Origin of the sequence: Aneurinibacillus sp. REN35, assembly GCF_041379945.2 — a bacterium.
GTDB lineage: Bacteria > Bacillota > Bacilli > Aneurinibacillales > Aneurinibacillaceae > Aneurinibacillus.
The window spans coordinates 73,918-89,715 of the sequence record NZ_JBFTXJ020000011.1 but is presented as its reverse complement, the minus strand read 5'-3'; the positions used below and the strand labels follow the sequence as shown (position 1 = coordinate 89,715).

At 46.1% G+C, this 15,798-nt stretch carries 11 protein-coding genes; 4 read left to right on the top strand and 7 right to left on the bottom strand.

What is annotated here, in order from left to right:
* Positions 1-130: 130 nt before the first annotated feature.
* Both AB3351_RS18020 and odhB read left to right on the top strand, forming a co-directional pair.
* Positions 131-2,986, top strand: a complete 2,856-nt coding sequence (locus AB3351_RS18020) for a 2-oxoglutarate dehydrogenase E1 component (RefSeq protein WP_371148541.1) — start codon at positions 131-133, stop codon at positions 2,984-2,986.
* Entirely contained in the window at positions 2,979-4,280 is a 1,302-nt protein-coding gene (odhB, locus tag AB3351_RS18015) for a 2-oxoglutarate dehydrogenase complex dihydrolipoyllysine-residue succinyltransferase (protein ID WP_371148540.1), read from the top strand. Before AB3351_RS18020 ends, odhB begins: the two co-directional genes overlap by 8 nt.
* Positions 4,281-4,344: 64 nt before the next feature.
* Here odhB and AB3351_RS18010 read toward each other — a convergent pair whose 3' ends face one another.
* The 5 genes from AB3351_RS18010 to AB3351_RS17990 form a co-directional block, all read right to left on the bottom strand.
* Entirely contained in the window at positions 4,345-4,983 is a 639-nt protein-coding gene (locus AB3351_RS18010; RefSeq protein ID WP_371148539.1) for an ABC transporter ATP-binding protein, read from the bottom strand.
* Complete coding sequence (locus tag AB3351_RS18005; protein WP_371148538.1) at positions 4,980-6,632, bottom strand: ABC transporter permease; 1,653 nt, start codon at positions 6,630-6,632, stop codon at positions 4,980-4,982. Before AB3351_RS18005 ends, AB3351_RS18010 begins: the two co-directional genes overlap by 4 nt.
* Positions 6,633-6,634: 2 nt before the next feature.
* The gene (locus AB3351_RS18000) at positions 6,635-7,708 is read right to left on the bottom strand and encodes a Fe(3+) ABC transporter substrate-binding protein (RefSeq protein ID WP_371148537.1); all 1,074 of its coding nucleotides are present in this window, start codon (positions 7,706-7,708) and stop codon (positions 6,635-6,637) included.
* 204 nt (positions 7,709-7,912) lie between these two features.
* Positions 7,913-8,023, bottom strand: coding sequence for an anti sigma factor C-terminal domain-containing protein (locus tag AB3351_RS17995; protein WP_371148536.1), 111 nt, complete (start codon positions 8,021-8,023; stop codon positions 7,913-7,915).
* 242 nt (positions 8,024-8,265) lie between these two features.
* A complete protein-coding gene (locus AB3351_RS17990) occupies positions 8,266-8,523 on the bottom strand; it encodes a hypothetical protein (protein WP_371148535.1) in 258 nt (85 codons plus the stop codon).
* A 317-nt stretch (positions 8,524-8,840) separates the two neighbouring features.
* Here AB3351_RS17990 and gdhA point away from each other — a divergent pair, with 317 nt between their 5' ends.
* Positions 8,841-10,223: an NADP-specific glutamate dehydrogenase gene (gene gdhA / locus AB3351_RS17985; RefSeq protein WP_371148534.1), complete on the top strand. Its 1,383-nt coding sequence runs from the start codon at positions 8,841-8,843 to the stop codon at positions 10,221-10,223.
* A 63-nt stretch (positions 10,224-10,286) separates the two neighbouring features.
* Here gdhA and AB3351_RS17980 read toward each other — a convergent pair whose 3' ends face one another.
* Positions 10,287-11,186, bottom strand: coding sequence for a homocysteine S-methyltransferase family protein (locus tag AB3351_RS17980; protein ID WP_371148533.1), 900 nt, complete (start codon positions 11,184-11,186; stop codon positions 10,287-10,289).
* 133 nt (positions 11,187-11,319) lie between these two features.
* Here AB3351_RS17980 and AB3351_RS17975 point away from each other — a divergent pair, with 133 nt between their 5' ends.
* Positions 11,320-12,255, top strand: a complete 936-nt coding sequence (locus tag AB3351_RS17975) for an aldo/keto reductase (protein WP_371148532.1) — start codon at positions 11,320-11,322, stop codon at positions 12,253-12,255.
* An 85-nt stretch (positions 12,256-12,340) separates the two neighbouring features.
* Here AB3351_RS17975 and AB3351_RS17970 read toward each other — a convergent pair whose 3' ends face one another.
* Complete coding sequence (locus AB3351_RS17970; RefSeq protein WP_373270238.1) at positions 12,341-15,685, bottom strand: SNF2 helicase associated domain-containing protein; 3,345 nt, start codon at positions 15,683-15,685, stop codon at positions 12,341-12,343.
* Between the last annotated feature and the right edge of the window lie 113 nt (positions 15,686-15,798).

Below are 15,798 nucleotides of genomic sequence, written 5' to 3'. Positions count from 1 at the left end.
TACTTTAGATTTATCTGGGCAGATTATAGGGTAAGGGTATTCAAAATGTACGATTAAGGGAAAAGTTATCACATGAATGTATCGCCCTTCCCAATTTACCACTATTTATACTCGCTGGAGGTGTCACAACTTGGCTGATAACGACATGGGAAGAAAAACGCCGTGGCAGAATGTAGAAGGTCCGAATCTGGGATATGTACATCAATTGTATGAACAGTATCTTGATGACCCCGACTCTGTTGATCCAGAAGTTCAAGCATTGTTCAATGAATGGGGAGCCCCTCCGCTGTATGACAGCGAAGCACAGGAAGCGGTTGGCACAGTTGCAGGAATAGACGCTGCGACGCTTATGCAAAAGGCAATCGCAGCTGCAAAATTGGCCGACGATATTCGAGTGAATGGACATTTGTGTTCAAAAATCAATTCCTTTACAAATGAGGAAGATGCAGATACACAGATGCTTGATCCGAAAGCATATGGGCTTAGTGAAGAGGCTTTGCGGCGAATCCCCGCTAAAATCATCTGGCCAGACGCACCGAGTCAGCTTCGCACAGGTCTTGACGTGATCGAACATCTGCTCGAAGCTTACACAAGTTCAACAGCGTATCAGTTCATGCATATCAATGACCTTGAGGAACGTAACTGGCTCAATAGCATGGTAGAGTCCGGGAAGCTTAAGAAGACGCTTGGCAACGAAGATCAAGTTGCCATTTTGCGAAAGCTGATGGAAGTCGGTGAATTCGAGCAGTTCCTGCACCGTACCTTTGCCGGACAGAAGCGCTTTTCTGTTGAAGGTCTTGAAATGCTGATTCCGATGATGGATGAGCTGATTCGTCAAAGCGCTCGCGACGGTATACGCCACGTATTGATTGGTATGGCGCATCGCGGGCGTTTAAGCGTGTTGGCTCATATTCTTGGCAAGCCTTTTGAGAAGATTTTCTCTGAATTCCATCACTCCCCGAATCGGGAGCTTGTTCCGTCTGAAGGCTCGGTCGGAATGAATTATGGCTGGACAGGAGACGTTAAATATCACCTTGGTGCGGACCGAGAGATGAAAGCAGATAACTCGGCAAGCATGCGTCTGACGCTTGCGAACAATCCAAGCCACCTTGAATTCGTCAATCCTGTAGTTGCAGGGTATACACGGGCGGCACAGGAAGAGAGACATGAGCCAGGTCCTCCAAAACAGGATGTAACGAAAGCATTTCGTATTGCCATTCATGGCGACGCTGCTTTCCCCGGAGAGGGCATCGTAGCTGAGACATTGAATTTAAGCCGGCTGCGAGGCTACCGTACGGGAGGCACGATTCATATTATCGCCAATAACCAGATCGGCTTCACGACAGAGAGTGAAGATTCTAGATCCACTCGTTATGCAAGCGACCTGGCTAAGGGATTTGAAATTCCGATCGTACATGTGAATGCCGATGACCCGCTGGCCTGCATTCAAGCGGTTCGTCTCGCTTTTGAATACCGGAAGAAATTCAAAAAGGACTTCTTGATTGATTTAGTCGGTTATCGTCTGTATGGTCATAATGAAATGGATGATCCAGCCGCTACCCAGCCTCTTTTCTATGAAAAAGTGGTAGCACATACGAGAGTCCCTGATCTTTATGCAGATATTCTGCAAAAAAATAAGGTCATCGAAGAAAATGCCGTACAGGAAATGAAAACATTAATCCATGACCAGCTAAAAGAAGCGTATGAAAAAGCAAAAAATATCCAAGAACAGCATAAAGTATCAGCAAATATCCAGATGGAGGATGCCATTGCCGATACACGTGTTGCGGCCGATACGCTAATTGAATTGAATGAAGCACTGCTACAGTGGCCAAAAGAGCTGAACGTATACTCTAAATTGGAACGGATACTGAAGCGAAGAACGGAAGCGTTTGAAAAGGGCATTGACTGGTCGCTTGCCGAGACGCTCGCTTTTGCTTCAATCCTGATGGATGGAACACCCATCCGTATCACCGGACAGGATACGGAACGCGGGACATTCGCGCATCGCCATGCTGTTCTGCATGATTCAAAGACCGGCGAGCAATTCATTCCGCTGCAGAACTTCCCACAGGCACGCGCTTCTTTTGCTATTTACAACAGTGCGCTCTCAGAAGCAGGCGTACTCGGCTTCGAATACGGCTATGATGTATTGGCCAAAGATACGCTGGTACTGTGGGAAGCACAGTTTGGAGACTTTGCAAATGCGGCACAGGTGATTATCGACTCGTTCCTTGCTGCCGGACGGGCAAAATGGGAACAGTCCTCCAACCTCGTCCTGCTTCTACCGCATGGCTATGAAGGACAAGGGCCGGAGCATTCCAGCGCCCGCCTAGAGAGGTTCCTGCAGCTATCCGCCGAGAAGAATTGGACAGTTGCCAATCTAAGCAGCGCGGCTCAATATTTTCATATGCTGCGCTGGCAAGCATCTAGGCTCGGAAAAGGGACAGCTCGGCCGCTCGTTATTATGACACCAAAAAGCCTGCTGCGCAATCCGCGTGCATTCTCGACGCTTTCAGCACTCAGTGAAGGCTCCTTCATGCGGGTCATCGAGCAGCCAGGATTTGAAGATCATACAGCGACAGCAGAGCGCCTGATTCTATGCTCAGGAAAGGTTGCTATTGATCTAGAAGCAGAATGGGAGGGCAAGGAGATTGCTGATAAGCGAATCCACATAGCTCGTGTCGAACAGCTCTACCCATTCCCTAAAAAAGAAGTAGCGGATGTTATAAACCGCTGCAAAAAACTACGAGAAATCGTATGGCTGCAGGAAGAGCCCAAAAACATGGGGGCATGGTCGTACGTCGAACCAATCTTACGCGATATCTCTGAAGTGCCTATCCGTTATGCTGGCCGTCCTAGACATTCCAGTCCGGCAGAAGGAACGCCCGAGATGCATAAAATGGAGCAGCAACGCATCTTAAATGAAGCTCTGCTTTTCACAGAATCTACTACAGTCAAGGCAGGAGGTCATACCTATGAGTGAAGTCAAAGTACCGGAGCTTGCAGAATCGATTACAGAAGCAACCATTACCGAGTGGCTGAAATCAGAAGGCGATGCCGTCTCTCAAGGCGAAGTATTGGCTGAATTGGAGACCGACAAAGTCAATATGGAGATCACTGCGGAAACAGACGGAAGACTAGAAAAAATCATGCGCGGACCTGGGGAAACCGTACAGGTTGGAGAGGTAGTCGCTGTCATCAAGCAGATCGACAGCGGCGATGTTGCCTCATCGGAGGCAGAAGCGCCTGAGTCAGAGAAGAAAGCAGCCAAAGTAAGCAAGCAGGACACACCAAAAGAAGAGCCCGCTCCTACGGAAGCTGCAAGTCCAAAGGCAGACGAAGAACAGGAAAGCCGCAGCGGCGGTATGCGAGCAGCAAGTCCTGCCGCACGCAGATTGGCACGGGAGCGCAACATTGACCTACACAGCGTACAAAGCAGTGATCCACTCGGACGAATTACTGCAGATGATGTAAAAGCCAATAAAGAACAGCCAACACCAAGCACCAAGAAAGAGTCTGCAAGCGGCGGACAAAAGCCTTCGCCAAAGCAGCCTGCAACTCCTTCGGCTTCAGATAAGCCTATCGAGCGCATTCCGATGTCAAGACGCCGGCAGACGATTGCCGATCGATTGGTGCACGCTCAGCAGACCGCAGCGATGCTGACCACCTTCAATGAAGTTGACATGACAGCTATCCTGGATGTTCGCAAGCGCAGGCAGGAGAAGTTTGTTGAGCAGCACAATATTAAGCTCGGCTTTATGTCGTTCTTTACAAAAGCTGTCGTTGGCGCCTTAAAGGCCTATCCGCTGCTCAATGCAGAAATCCAAGACAAGGAAATTCTGCTAAAAAAATATTATGATATCGGCATTGCCGTCGCTGCCAATGAAGGGCTGGTCGTGCCTGTTGTTCGCGATGCCGACCGACTCAGCTTTGCGGAATTAGAGCAGGAGATAGCTGATCTTGCCAAGAAAGCAAGAGATAATAAGCTTACATTATCTGAGCTTCAAGGCGGCACCTTCTCCATCACCAATGGTGGAATTTTCGGCTCCCTGCTTTCTACGCCAATCCTCAACTCTCCGCAGGTTGGCATCTTAGGTATGCATAAGATCCAGCTTCGCCCTGTCGCTATTGATGCGGAACGTTCGGAGAACCGGCCGATGATGTACATCGCACTCTCATATGACCATCGAATCGTTGATGGCAAAGAAGCCGTCAGCTTCCTCACGAGAGTCAAAGAACTGCTTGAAGATCCGGAAACACTTCTGCTTGAAGGATAATTCTTATATGAACACACAAAAGGGAACGGTAAGATACCGCTCCCTTTTGTGTATCATTCTATTTTTATCTAAGCGTAATTTCCCGGTCACAAATCGCTTCCACATCCTGTTGATCATGACTTACGAACAGACAGGTCATCTCTGCTTTTCTCAGCATCGCCCGCAGTTCACTGCGGATGGAAGATTTCAGATCAGCATCTAGATTGCTGAATGGCTCATCCATCAATAATATGGAGGGGCTTGGAGCCAAAGAACGAGCAAAAGCGACGCGCTGCTGCTGCCCACCGCTTAACTCATGCGGATACCGCTTCTCGAATCCGGATAGCTGCACAAGATCCAGCATTTCTTTTACACGTGCTCTCCGTCGTTGCTTATCCATCCGGTGCAGACCGAACTCTATATTTTTCGCGATTGTCAGATGTGGAAACAACGCATAATCCTGAAATACCATCCCTACGCCGCGCTGTTCCGGCGGAATGTAGACCCCTTCGTCTACCATCGTTTTCTCCGAGATCACAATCCTTCCCCCGGTGGGCATCTCAAGTCCCGCGACCAAGCGCAGCAGCGTGCTCTTTCCGCTTCCGCTTGGCCCGAGAATTCCTACAATCTCTCCCTTTTCAATCGTAAAGGAGACATTATGCAGAATAGATGGCTGTTTTTTAGCGTATGCAAATGAAAGATTGCGGACGTCAACAACACTCATTGTTCCAACTTCTTTCCTAATTGATAGAATAAAAGTACAGAAATCATACTTACGGCAATAATAAACAGCGACGGAATTGATGCTTCAAAGATACGTTCGTCACTGGCATACTGATAGGTTTTCGTAGCCAATGTCTCAAAGTTAAACGGGCGCAAAAGAAGCGCCATGGGCAGCTCCTTTACAATCTCAACGAATGTAAGAATGGTGCCGCTAAGCAATGCTCCTTTAAGCAGCGGAAGATCCACCTTAAAAAACGTTCGAGTCATCCCGTATCCAAGCAGACGAGATGCTTCCGTATAAGACATACCAACCTTCTCAAATCCCGCCTCGATTGAATTGTATCCTGTAGCCATAAAGCGGACTACATAGGCTACAACCAGCATTACCAGCGACATGCTTAACACAAGCGGAGATTCCCCTAATCCCATCCAAGCATACAGCGGCGCAAGCATCTCATCAAGCCCAATACACATGCCAAGCACACCAATAGCGATAATGGCACCTGGAAGAGAATATCCAGCAGCCACCAGCTTAGACAATATAGAAGAAAATGTATTGTTCTGCATACGGCAGACATTAGCCACAATAACGGCAAACACCATAATGATCGCTGTTGCAATCATTGCGACGAACAGCGTATTGTAGGTCAACTCAAAAAAAGCTGAGGTAAATACATCTTCATACGTCCAAGTCGCCCACACGATCAATTGAAGGACAGGAATCAGAAACGCCCCAGCCAATACAATCGTACAAAGTCCTGTAGCGGCCCAACCTGTTAGACCAGAGAGGCGCTTTGGTGCAAGCGGCGTCGATTTGCTGGTGGATGCGCTAAAACGCCGATTGTGGCGCAGCAGCTTCTCGATAACGAACAATCCGATCACGCCTGTCATCAGCCAAGCAGCCAGTCGTAGTGCAGAATCGACGTCATACATACCGAACCACGTATGGAAGATCGCCGTCGAGAACGTCTGAATGCCGTAGTAGCTGGTCACTCCGTAATCGCTAATGACTTCAAAAATGACAAGCATAAGGCCACCAATAATAGCCGGACGGGACAGCGGCAGGGCAATCCTGAAAAAGATCGCTCCCCCTCTGCGTCCAAGCAGCATCGCATTCTCTATGTATGAACCGCTCTGATTCTCGAGAAATGCCCGCGTAATCATGTACACATACGGATACAGAAACATCGTAAAAATAAATATCGCGCCTGGAAGCGACATAATATCAAACCATTTTGCATCAGGTGTGATACCAAAGGACGTACGAAGCGTGGTCTGTACGACGCCTGTATAGCTCAGCATGGCGCTGTATGTATAAGCCGCGATATACGGCGGGATTGCAAGCGGCAGCACCAGCCCCCAACGGAAAAACCGCTTTAGCGGAAAATCGTATGCTGCAATCAGCCAGGCCAGCGCCACACCGATAATTACTGTACTTATCCCAGTAAATAATACAAGCCAAATGGTCTGGAGCACATAATCCGCAAGCAAATACTGCTTAATGTGCTGCCAGTTTTCATTTGGCGTCTCGAATAGCGAGAAGAAAATAGAAAAAACGGGCAGCAGAATGACCGCTGCCCCAACCAGACTGATAAGCAACCAACCGTTTGTATTCTTTTTTATGCTGCGCAGTACGGTCGCTCGGTGCATGTTTACTTCCAGCCTACCTTATTCATAATTTCGATTGCTTTTTTGTTATGCTGGCCAAGCTTGGCAAAATCAATCTCCTGGGCTTTGAAGTCACCCCATGATTTTAACAACTCCGGCTTCTCAGCTTTTGCGTTTACCGGGAATTCGAAGTTTTCTTTAGACATCATGCTTTGTGCTTCCTCACCCGTTAAATACTCAATCAGCTTAACAGCATTCTCTTTATTCTTGCTGTGCTTTGTCAAACCGATACCGCTGATGTTCAGATGTGTGCCGGTTGTCTTCTGATTAGGGAAAAAGACGCCGATTTTCTCGCTCGCTTTTACTTCTTCCTGTTCTTTTGATGTCATCATCTTTCCAACATAGTACGTATTCATAATCGCTACATCACCCACGCCAGCCGCAATGGCTTTAGCTTGGTCACGGTCGCCACCCTCTGGTGCTCGACTCATATTCGCTACAATACCTTTCGCCCACTCTTCAGCTTTTTGCTCGCCATTCAACTCGATCAGGGACGCCATCAGCGATTGGTTATACAGACTTGTAGAAGAACGCACAAGCACTTTACCTTTCCACTTGTCTGTTGCTAAATCCTCATATGTAGATAACTGTTCCGGTTTTACTCGGTCTTTAGAATATACGATCACGCGAGCACGCGTAGACAGTCCAATCCATTGATTGTCTTTATCCCGGAATTGCTTAGGCACCTGCTGGTCTACTGTTTGTGATTGAACCGGCTGTAGAATATCTTTTTCTTTTGCGTTATTCAGTACACCACCGTCAACAGTAATAAATACGTCCGCAGATGTATTCTGTCCTTCTCGTTTTAAGCGTTCGATTAACTCTTCCGCCTTACCTTTTACTACATTGACCTTGACGCCTGTTTTATCTGTAAAGTTCTTGTATAGAACATCGTCTACTTCATAATGTCTAGCCGTATAAATATTCACTACTTGTTCCTGTGCAGCTTTATTTCCTTCCGGCTTTGCTTCTTCCTTTGTTCCGGCTCCGCATCCGGCGAGAAGACCTGTTGCCATAACAGCCGCCATCATTGTTGAGAAAATCTTTCTACGCTTCATTTCCTAACCCCTTCTCCTATGTAGTCCTTTTTATGAAAACAATTATCATTATCAATATATCCTCCCATTCTATTATTGTCAATCTATAAATATGCGGAAAATAATAGTAAAGGAGAACAAGAATGCCTGCTTCCTGTTCTCCCTCTATAACTTAATAGCTTATTTCACTTCCTGAAGCACTCGGCTGATCCCAGTTCCACCAATCTACCTTCCTATATATGGTGCAGTTAGCATCGGATCTTGCTTTAGCTTAAGCAGTTCCTTCGTTGGCCCTGTCACAACTACTCCATATAATGTAACACCATGCTTCCCCATGATTCCCCCTATAATCCCTCCCTTTATTTGTAAATAATAATATCATAATCCATATTTTGTATTTTATTTAAATTTATTTCCACAAGAATGAGGCTGTCCAGAAAGTTATATTTCAGCCAAATCCTTGATAAAAGGAAAAGCCAAGAATGCTGTTACATCAACATGCTTGGCTTTTTGTTTTGTATGCACTTTACTCGTAAAGGGGCTTTTTAGACAGCCCCGCTCCACACTATCTCTTTTCTCTAATTTATATGCTTGGCACTATCATCCTGTGCCGACTCAAAACGAGCCTGTAATTGCTCTATTTGCTGCTCCATCTCACTTACCGCGGCTTCCTCTCCCCCGTGTCGTGCCTGTTCAATGGCGTGACGTGCATGCTCCATTGCATTACGCGCACTATTCATGACCTGCTTCTCATTTGGCGCTCCTTCTAGCTGACTTACCGCCTGATAAGCATTATGTACGGATCTACGCGCATCCTGTATCGACTGATTCTCCATTATCTATGCTCCTTTTGCCTATTTATTGTTGCATTGTTCTTTATCAGTATGAGGAATTTCAAGTATTTTATGCCAATGTTGTGCCATTACTTATTCCCTTCCTCTACATTCATCTCATAGCGGCATTAATCTTATCTAATTTCTATATTGTTTAGATTATTTATTCCTTATAGAATATTCCTTAGTAAGAAAACCTACCAAAAACGACGATTTTAATATTCTGATATGTCAAATTATCTTTCTATACAGAAGATCAACATCGTATAGATTGCGAGATTTTATACTACGTATGTACTCAAAGAGGAGTGGAAGAGAGCATGACTACTTTACAAGAGATCAAAAAAGATGAGCTGCAGGTGGCAAAAGCGTATGTAGATGAAGTATATGAAACAGCGAAGAAACGCAATCCTAACGAAAGTGAGTTTCACCAGGCTGTCAAAGAGATTTTCGATTCACTTGTTCCTGTATTCGCCAAGCACCCTGCCTATATGGATAGCGGAATTCTTGAGAGAATTGTCGAGCCAGAGCGCATGATCTCCTTCCGCGTTCCTTGGGTAGATGATGCTGGAAAAGTACAGGTAAACCGCGGCTTCCGCGTACAATTCAACAGCGCCATCGGTCCTTACAAAGGCGGTCTTCGCTTCCACCCTTCTGTAAATGCCAGTATCATTAAGTTCCTCGGCTTCGAGCAGATTTTCAAAAACTCTCTCACTGGACAGTCGATCGGCGGAGCAAAAGGCGGGTCCGACTTCGACCCAAAAGGAAAGTCTGACGGCGAAATCATGCGCTTCACGCAAAGCTTCATGACAGAGCTGTGTAAATATATCGGTCCTGACACTGACGTACCGGCCGGCGACATCGGAGTAGGGGCGCGGGAAATCGGATACCTGTTCGGACAATACAAAAGAATGCGCGGCGGATATGAAGCAGGCGTGCTAACAGGCAAAGGACTGGGATACGGGGGCAGCCTAACCCGTACAGAAGCAACTGGCTACGGTACGGTATACTTTGTGCAGGAAATGCTCAAGGATAAAGGGCTTGAATTCGCAGGAAGTACAGTTGTCGTGTCCGGTTCGGGCAATGTCTCCATCTACGCCATCGAAAAAGCACAGCAGTTGGGCGCAAAAGTAGTGGCTTGCAGCGATTCCAACGGCTACATCTATGACAAAAACGGCATCAATCTAGATACCGTGAAGCGTCTAAAAGAAGTGGACAGAAAGCGAATTCGTGATTATGTAAAAGAACATCCACAGGCGGAATACTATGAGGGATGCACAGGCATCTGGTCTATTCCTTGTGATATCGCTCTGCCGTGTGCTACACAAAATGAGATTGATGACGTCTCGGCAAAGATTCTCATCTCCAATGGAGTCAAAGCAATCGGTGAGGGTGCTAATATGCCTTCGTCATTAGAAGCGATTGACCTTTTCTTACAGCATGATGTTCTGTTCGGACCGGCAAAAGCGGCCAATGCAGGCGGTGTGGCTGTCTCTGCACTGGAAATGGCACAAAACAGCGCAAGAATTTCGTGGACATTTGAAGAAGTTGACACAAAATTGCATGAAATCATGACCAATATCTACCGCAATAGCGTAGAGGCGGCGGAGAAATACGGGCAACCGGGAAATCTGGTTGTAGGCGCCAATATCGCAGGATTCCTTAAAGTGGCAGATGCGATGATGGCTCAAGGGATTATATAAGCATACAAGACAATACCAAAAAGAGCGGGTGCGATAAAGCATTTCCGCTCTTTTTAGCATCTTCTATTTATTTTGCGCAGACACCTTTGACGACAGCTCGGCAATATAAGCCGGAGTCGTACCGCAGCATCCACCCAGCACTCGAATATCGTATTGGCTGCTCAGGTCCACCACTCGACGAGCCAACAGCCGCAGATCTGTTGGATATTCACCCTGCTCATCCGGCAGCCCTGCATTCGGCATCAGCACTTTGGGTATATTATCCAGTGCCATAAGCACAGGCTCGATATGATTCAATCCATAGCCACAGGAGAAACCGACCACATCCGGCTTCATCTGAGCGGCTGCCGCAAAAAACTCAGCGACAGTCACTCCGTCTATATAGCTTGGATTCTCACTGATTGTGGCGGTAAGCATAATAGGAATGCGCTCATACGCGGTCTGAAATACCCTTTCCACCAACATGCCGAGCGCTTTTACCGTTTCTACATGATACGCACACTCAATAATAAGCAGATCCGGCTCCGCATCCAGGAGGGCTGTAAACTGGGTTTCGTAGAGGCTAGCAAGTTCAGCCAGCGACTTGTTATGCAGGTGCTTCTCTGGAAAAGGCAGCGGCCCGATATTTGCACCGACATAACACCGCTTACCCGTGTTGTTGAAATGCTCTTCCACCGCTTCTTTGGCAATATGTACCCCACGGGCATTTTGCTGCACCAGCTCCGCTTCTTTTTCATACACGCTCAACATAAGCTCGTTGGCAGTAAATGTATTCGTCGTAATAATATCAGAACCAGCTTCTAGATACTCCTTATGAATTTGCTTGACCATCTCAGGATGGGTGAGGTTTAGAGAAGGAGCTGAGAATAAGGTTTTCATCGGTACACCTATCCTTCTGATCAGTTCTGCACCCATGCCTCCATCAACGAGAAGTGTTCTCTTCCCCAGCTCATCTATCAGCATACTCCATCCCTCCTCTTTTTATTTATAGTACCAAACGGCGAGGAAGTGCACACCTATGGCTTTTACTTTAGGCTCAGAAGCGGTACTGTTATGAAGAGTGTATTACATTGAGAAAAGGAGCTGACTGTACGAAATGGCTGAACAAACAAAAATCGGTAAAACAGACTTATATGTGAATAAAATCGGTCTTGGCACAAATGCTGTCGGCGGACATAACATCTATCCAAATCTTAGTGAAGAGGTAGGCAAAGACGTTGTCCGCACCGCTTTAGACAATGGCATTAACTTTTTGGATACAGCTTTTATCTACGGTCCCGAACGCTCAGAAGAACTCATTGGTGAAGTACTGCAGGAGAGAGGCCGACGCGACGAGGTTGTGATCGCTACAAAAGGCGCTCACAAGTTTGTCGACGGTAAGATTGTGTTGGATAACTCACCCGCTTTTTTGAAAGAATCGGTAGAAAGCAGCTTACGACGTCTGCAAACCGACTATATTGATTTGTTCTATATTCACTTTCCGGATGAAGACACACCAAAAGACGAAGCGGTTGGCGCACTAAGGGCGCTGAAGGAGCAGGGAAAAATCAAAGCGATCGGTGTATCGAACTTCTCTATTGATCAGCTTAAGGAAGCTAACAAAGACGGATATGTAGATGTACTGCAATCCGAGTACAATTTATTCAAGCGAGAAGCGGAGAAAGAGCTGCTGTCATATACAGCAGAGCACAATATTTCATTCATTCCATACTTTCCGCTTGCGGCCGGACTGCTCGGCGGACGATATACAAAAGATACGACATTCGAGGATGGCCGGGCGAAAAACCCGATGTTCCAGGGAGAAGCGTTCCGCCGCAATTTAGAAAAAGTCGAGCAAGTACGCGACATTGCTCATGCTAAAAACGCTGATGTTGCGCATGTCGTTCTCGCCTGGTATTTGACTCAGCCCTCTATTGACGTATTGATCCCTGGCGCTAAAAAACCAGAACAAGTAAAAGACAATCTCAAGACAGTAGATGTTCGATTAACGGATGATGAAGTGAAGAAAATCAGCCGCATTTTTCAAGCATAGCAAGTGCACTTGATTGGCATCAATAAAGAAAGCAGGTAGGAACTGTATAGTGTCCCTTACCTGCTTTTGTTGTTTTATCAGCCTGCTATATTCCCAGTATGTCGCAGATCTCTGCTTCAGATAAGCTAGATAGCATCGTCTCGCCAGGCTGTATCACCTGCTCAATCAATTCTTTTTTCTTTTGCTGCATTTCATATATTTTTTCTTCAATCGTTCCACGCGCAATCAATCGCATCACTTGAACACTGTTCTTTTGTCCGATGCGATGAGCCCGCCCTGCGGCTTGTTCCTCCACAGCCGGATTCCACCACAGATCATATAAAATCACCGTATCGGCACCGGTCAGGTTCAATCCTGTTCCCCCCGCTTTTAACGAAATAAGAAAAAGATCGTTCTCTCCCTGATTAAATCGCTCTGTCATATCTATGCGCTCTCTCGATGGTGTCTGACCGCTCAAATAAAAATATCCGATATTTTTCTGCGCCAATTCTTCTCGGATAATCGCAAGCATACTCGTAAATTGCGAGAACACAAGAATTCGCTTCTTATTCTCAAGCGCATTTTCGATCAGTTCCATTAGCTGTTCCATTTTGCCTGACTTATCTTTGTAGTTCTCAAGGAAGAGTGCCGGATGACAGCATAACTGGCGAAGACGCGTCAATCCTGCAAGAATCTTCATCCGGTTTTTTTGAAATCCGCCCGCTTGCAGGGAGTCCCTCGTCTCCTGTTGGATTCTCCCAAGATAGCCAACATACAGCTCCTTCTGCTGCTTGGTTAATTCCGACTGATGTATCGTTTCGATCTTTTCCGGCAGTTCCTTCAATACATCCTGCTTCAACCGTCTCAATATGAAGGGGCGTACCATCTGTGCGATCTTCTCCTGTTCCAGATCCTTGAACATACGATGATTGTAAAAAAAACCGGGCAAAATCGTATCAAAAATCGACCACAACTCATCCAGGGAATTCTCGATTGGCGTACCACTGAGCGCAAAGCGTTTCTTTGCTTTGATCGTTTTCACAGCGTTTGCTGTTTTGGTCAGGTGATTTTTGATCGCTTGGGCTTCATCTAGGATAAGCGAATCAAATTCCATCTCCTCATACAGTTCAAAGTCTTGCCGCAACAGCGGATAGGATGTAATAAACAGATCAGGCTCACCTTTACGAAAACACTCCATACGCTCCTCCCGTGTACCATACACGACGGCTACTTCCAAATCCGGCGCGAACTTCTCACATTCAAGCTTCCAGTTGTACACAAGCGATGCAGGTACGACGATGAGTGACTTCCGCTTCCCTTCTTTCGCTTCTTCTTTTTCCGAGAGCAGATAGGCAATGGTTTGCAGCGTCTTCCCAAGACCCATATCATCGGCAAGTATGCCGCCCAGACGGTAATGGGCCAGTGTCTTAAGCCACTGAAAGCCAAAATGCTGATAATCCCGCAGCTTAGCATGCAACGACGCAGGTACGGAAAAATCAATCATGTCCGGGTTCTTTAGTTCTTGAATAAGACGGCGAAAATTCTTCCCGAGACTGGCTGAATACGTATCTGTCTTGCTAATAATCCCATCAATCTGTAGGCTGCGGTACACAGGAAGCTGCAGGGTTCCCTCTTTGATTTGAGACTTGTTGACCTGTAATTCGGTAAACAGGTGGGTAATCGTTCGAAAAGCATCATTCTCCAATGATACGAAGGCTCCGTTAGACAGTCTATGATAGCTCTTCTTCTCCACAACCGACTGCAGGATCTCTTTGACTTCCTCCTGATTAATTTCATCCATGTCAAAGCTAATCTCTAGCAAATTCCCTCCCGAATCTACATCGATTTTTGTGGAAGGCGCATGGTGTCTGAACAGTGTCAAGGATTGGGCTGAGCCGCTCATATACAATTCCACTTGAGGCGCAAGACTCGGCAATGTAGCAAACAAGAAGTCGTAAATCTCTTGATCTCCTTCGATATAGCATTCTTTGCCGTTATATTTGAAGGATGTACTCTCAAATATTTTCATAATGCCCTGCTCTTTTTCCATCTCTCGCATCAAAATAATTCCCCGTGAAAAACTATTGGATGCATCCGGGCGAAACGGATCAATCACAATATCTCCATAATGATATTCAATTTTGGCAAACATCCGCTCTTCTTCATGATCAATAAACATTTTTGCCTGTAGCGGTGGACTGATGATGCGATCCGATACTTGCTCTGCCACCTCTACCTGGCCGATCTTCTTCAATCCCGGCACTACATAGGAGATGAAGGTTTCCATCTGCTTCTGAGCAACCGGAAGAGAAGCACCTTCCATAGAACGCAGCATAGGAACAAACTTACTCATCATATCCTTCTGCGCATCAGATAATTTATAGAAAACTCCATCCTGGAAAAACCATCCGTACGATTCAAAGAATACGATTGTCTTTAGATCAGACACATCAAGCTTAAACTCCTCACCTGATCCTTTTTCCAAACGGAATGTAAGCGGAAGCTGATTTTCCTTCGGATCAATCTCAAAGCGTACATCCGTATATTCCTCAAAGGATATTGCTCTTCCATTCAGTTTCGAAAAAAGCCGATCTACAATCATAGGCGGAATAAGCAGGGAACGGTCATTCCGGCTTCCCCAATAATAACTCTGCTGTACGCGAAAAAACGCTTCATTGCTGATGATTTCCTTCAGGAGCTTCATTACCTCTAGATCTTCTGCTAGAAGATAGTGTTCAGACGGATCGAAAGAGAACTTGACTGTAAAATAATAGGAATCCCCTTCTATCACACTACGCAAGAATTCTTCCATACTTTTTACCACATAGGTTCGCTGCGTCCCTACTTTTAGCTCAATAGCAAGCAGTCTTGGTCCTGTAGAAACAGGCATATGCACCTTACATATATATTCTATCGCCACTGGCTGCTTCCCATGGATTTGTTTCTCTTCACTTGCGGGCTTGACCCGGTTCATTACTGTATCGATAAGCTGTGCTGCTTGCTCGTATTTATAGTCATCCCAACTATTTATCCGCTGATTTCTGCTGTCTTTTTGTGTCTTCAATGTTGGTGATACTACTATTTCTTCTTCATCCTGTCGTTCCTGGATTTCTAGAAGAACAGCAACAATATGCTTGCACGATCTGTATGTATCATAAGCCGGACATTCACACCATGCATCAATTTCTCTGCTCCCCATACTGATCTCAACATCATAGTCTTCACTTCCGGTAACCACCGCATGCCAGCCGCGCTGCGACGGGTGAAATGTAAGCTGACTCACCCTGCCATGCTGATAATAGGATAAGCCACGCTGATACATCGCATTAGAGCTACACCATCGCCTTACCATTTCCTTTGTGATAAAAAAAGATGCTTCTGTCATTGTTTCACCTCTCGATCTGCCAGCTACGTATTCCTCTATTTTACCATTGATCATGATACTATCCATTTCCAACTTCTAATCTATCCAAACATTCATCAAACCAAAATAAAAAAGATTGCGCCTCCATCGGTGCAATCTTACAACCTGTTCCGAATCTTTCTCTCAAACTTGATCGCAAC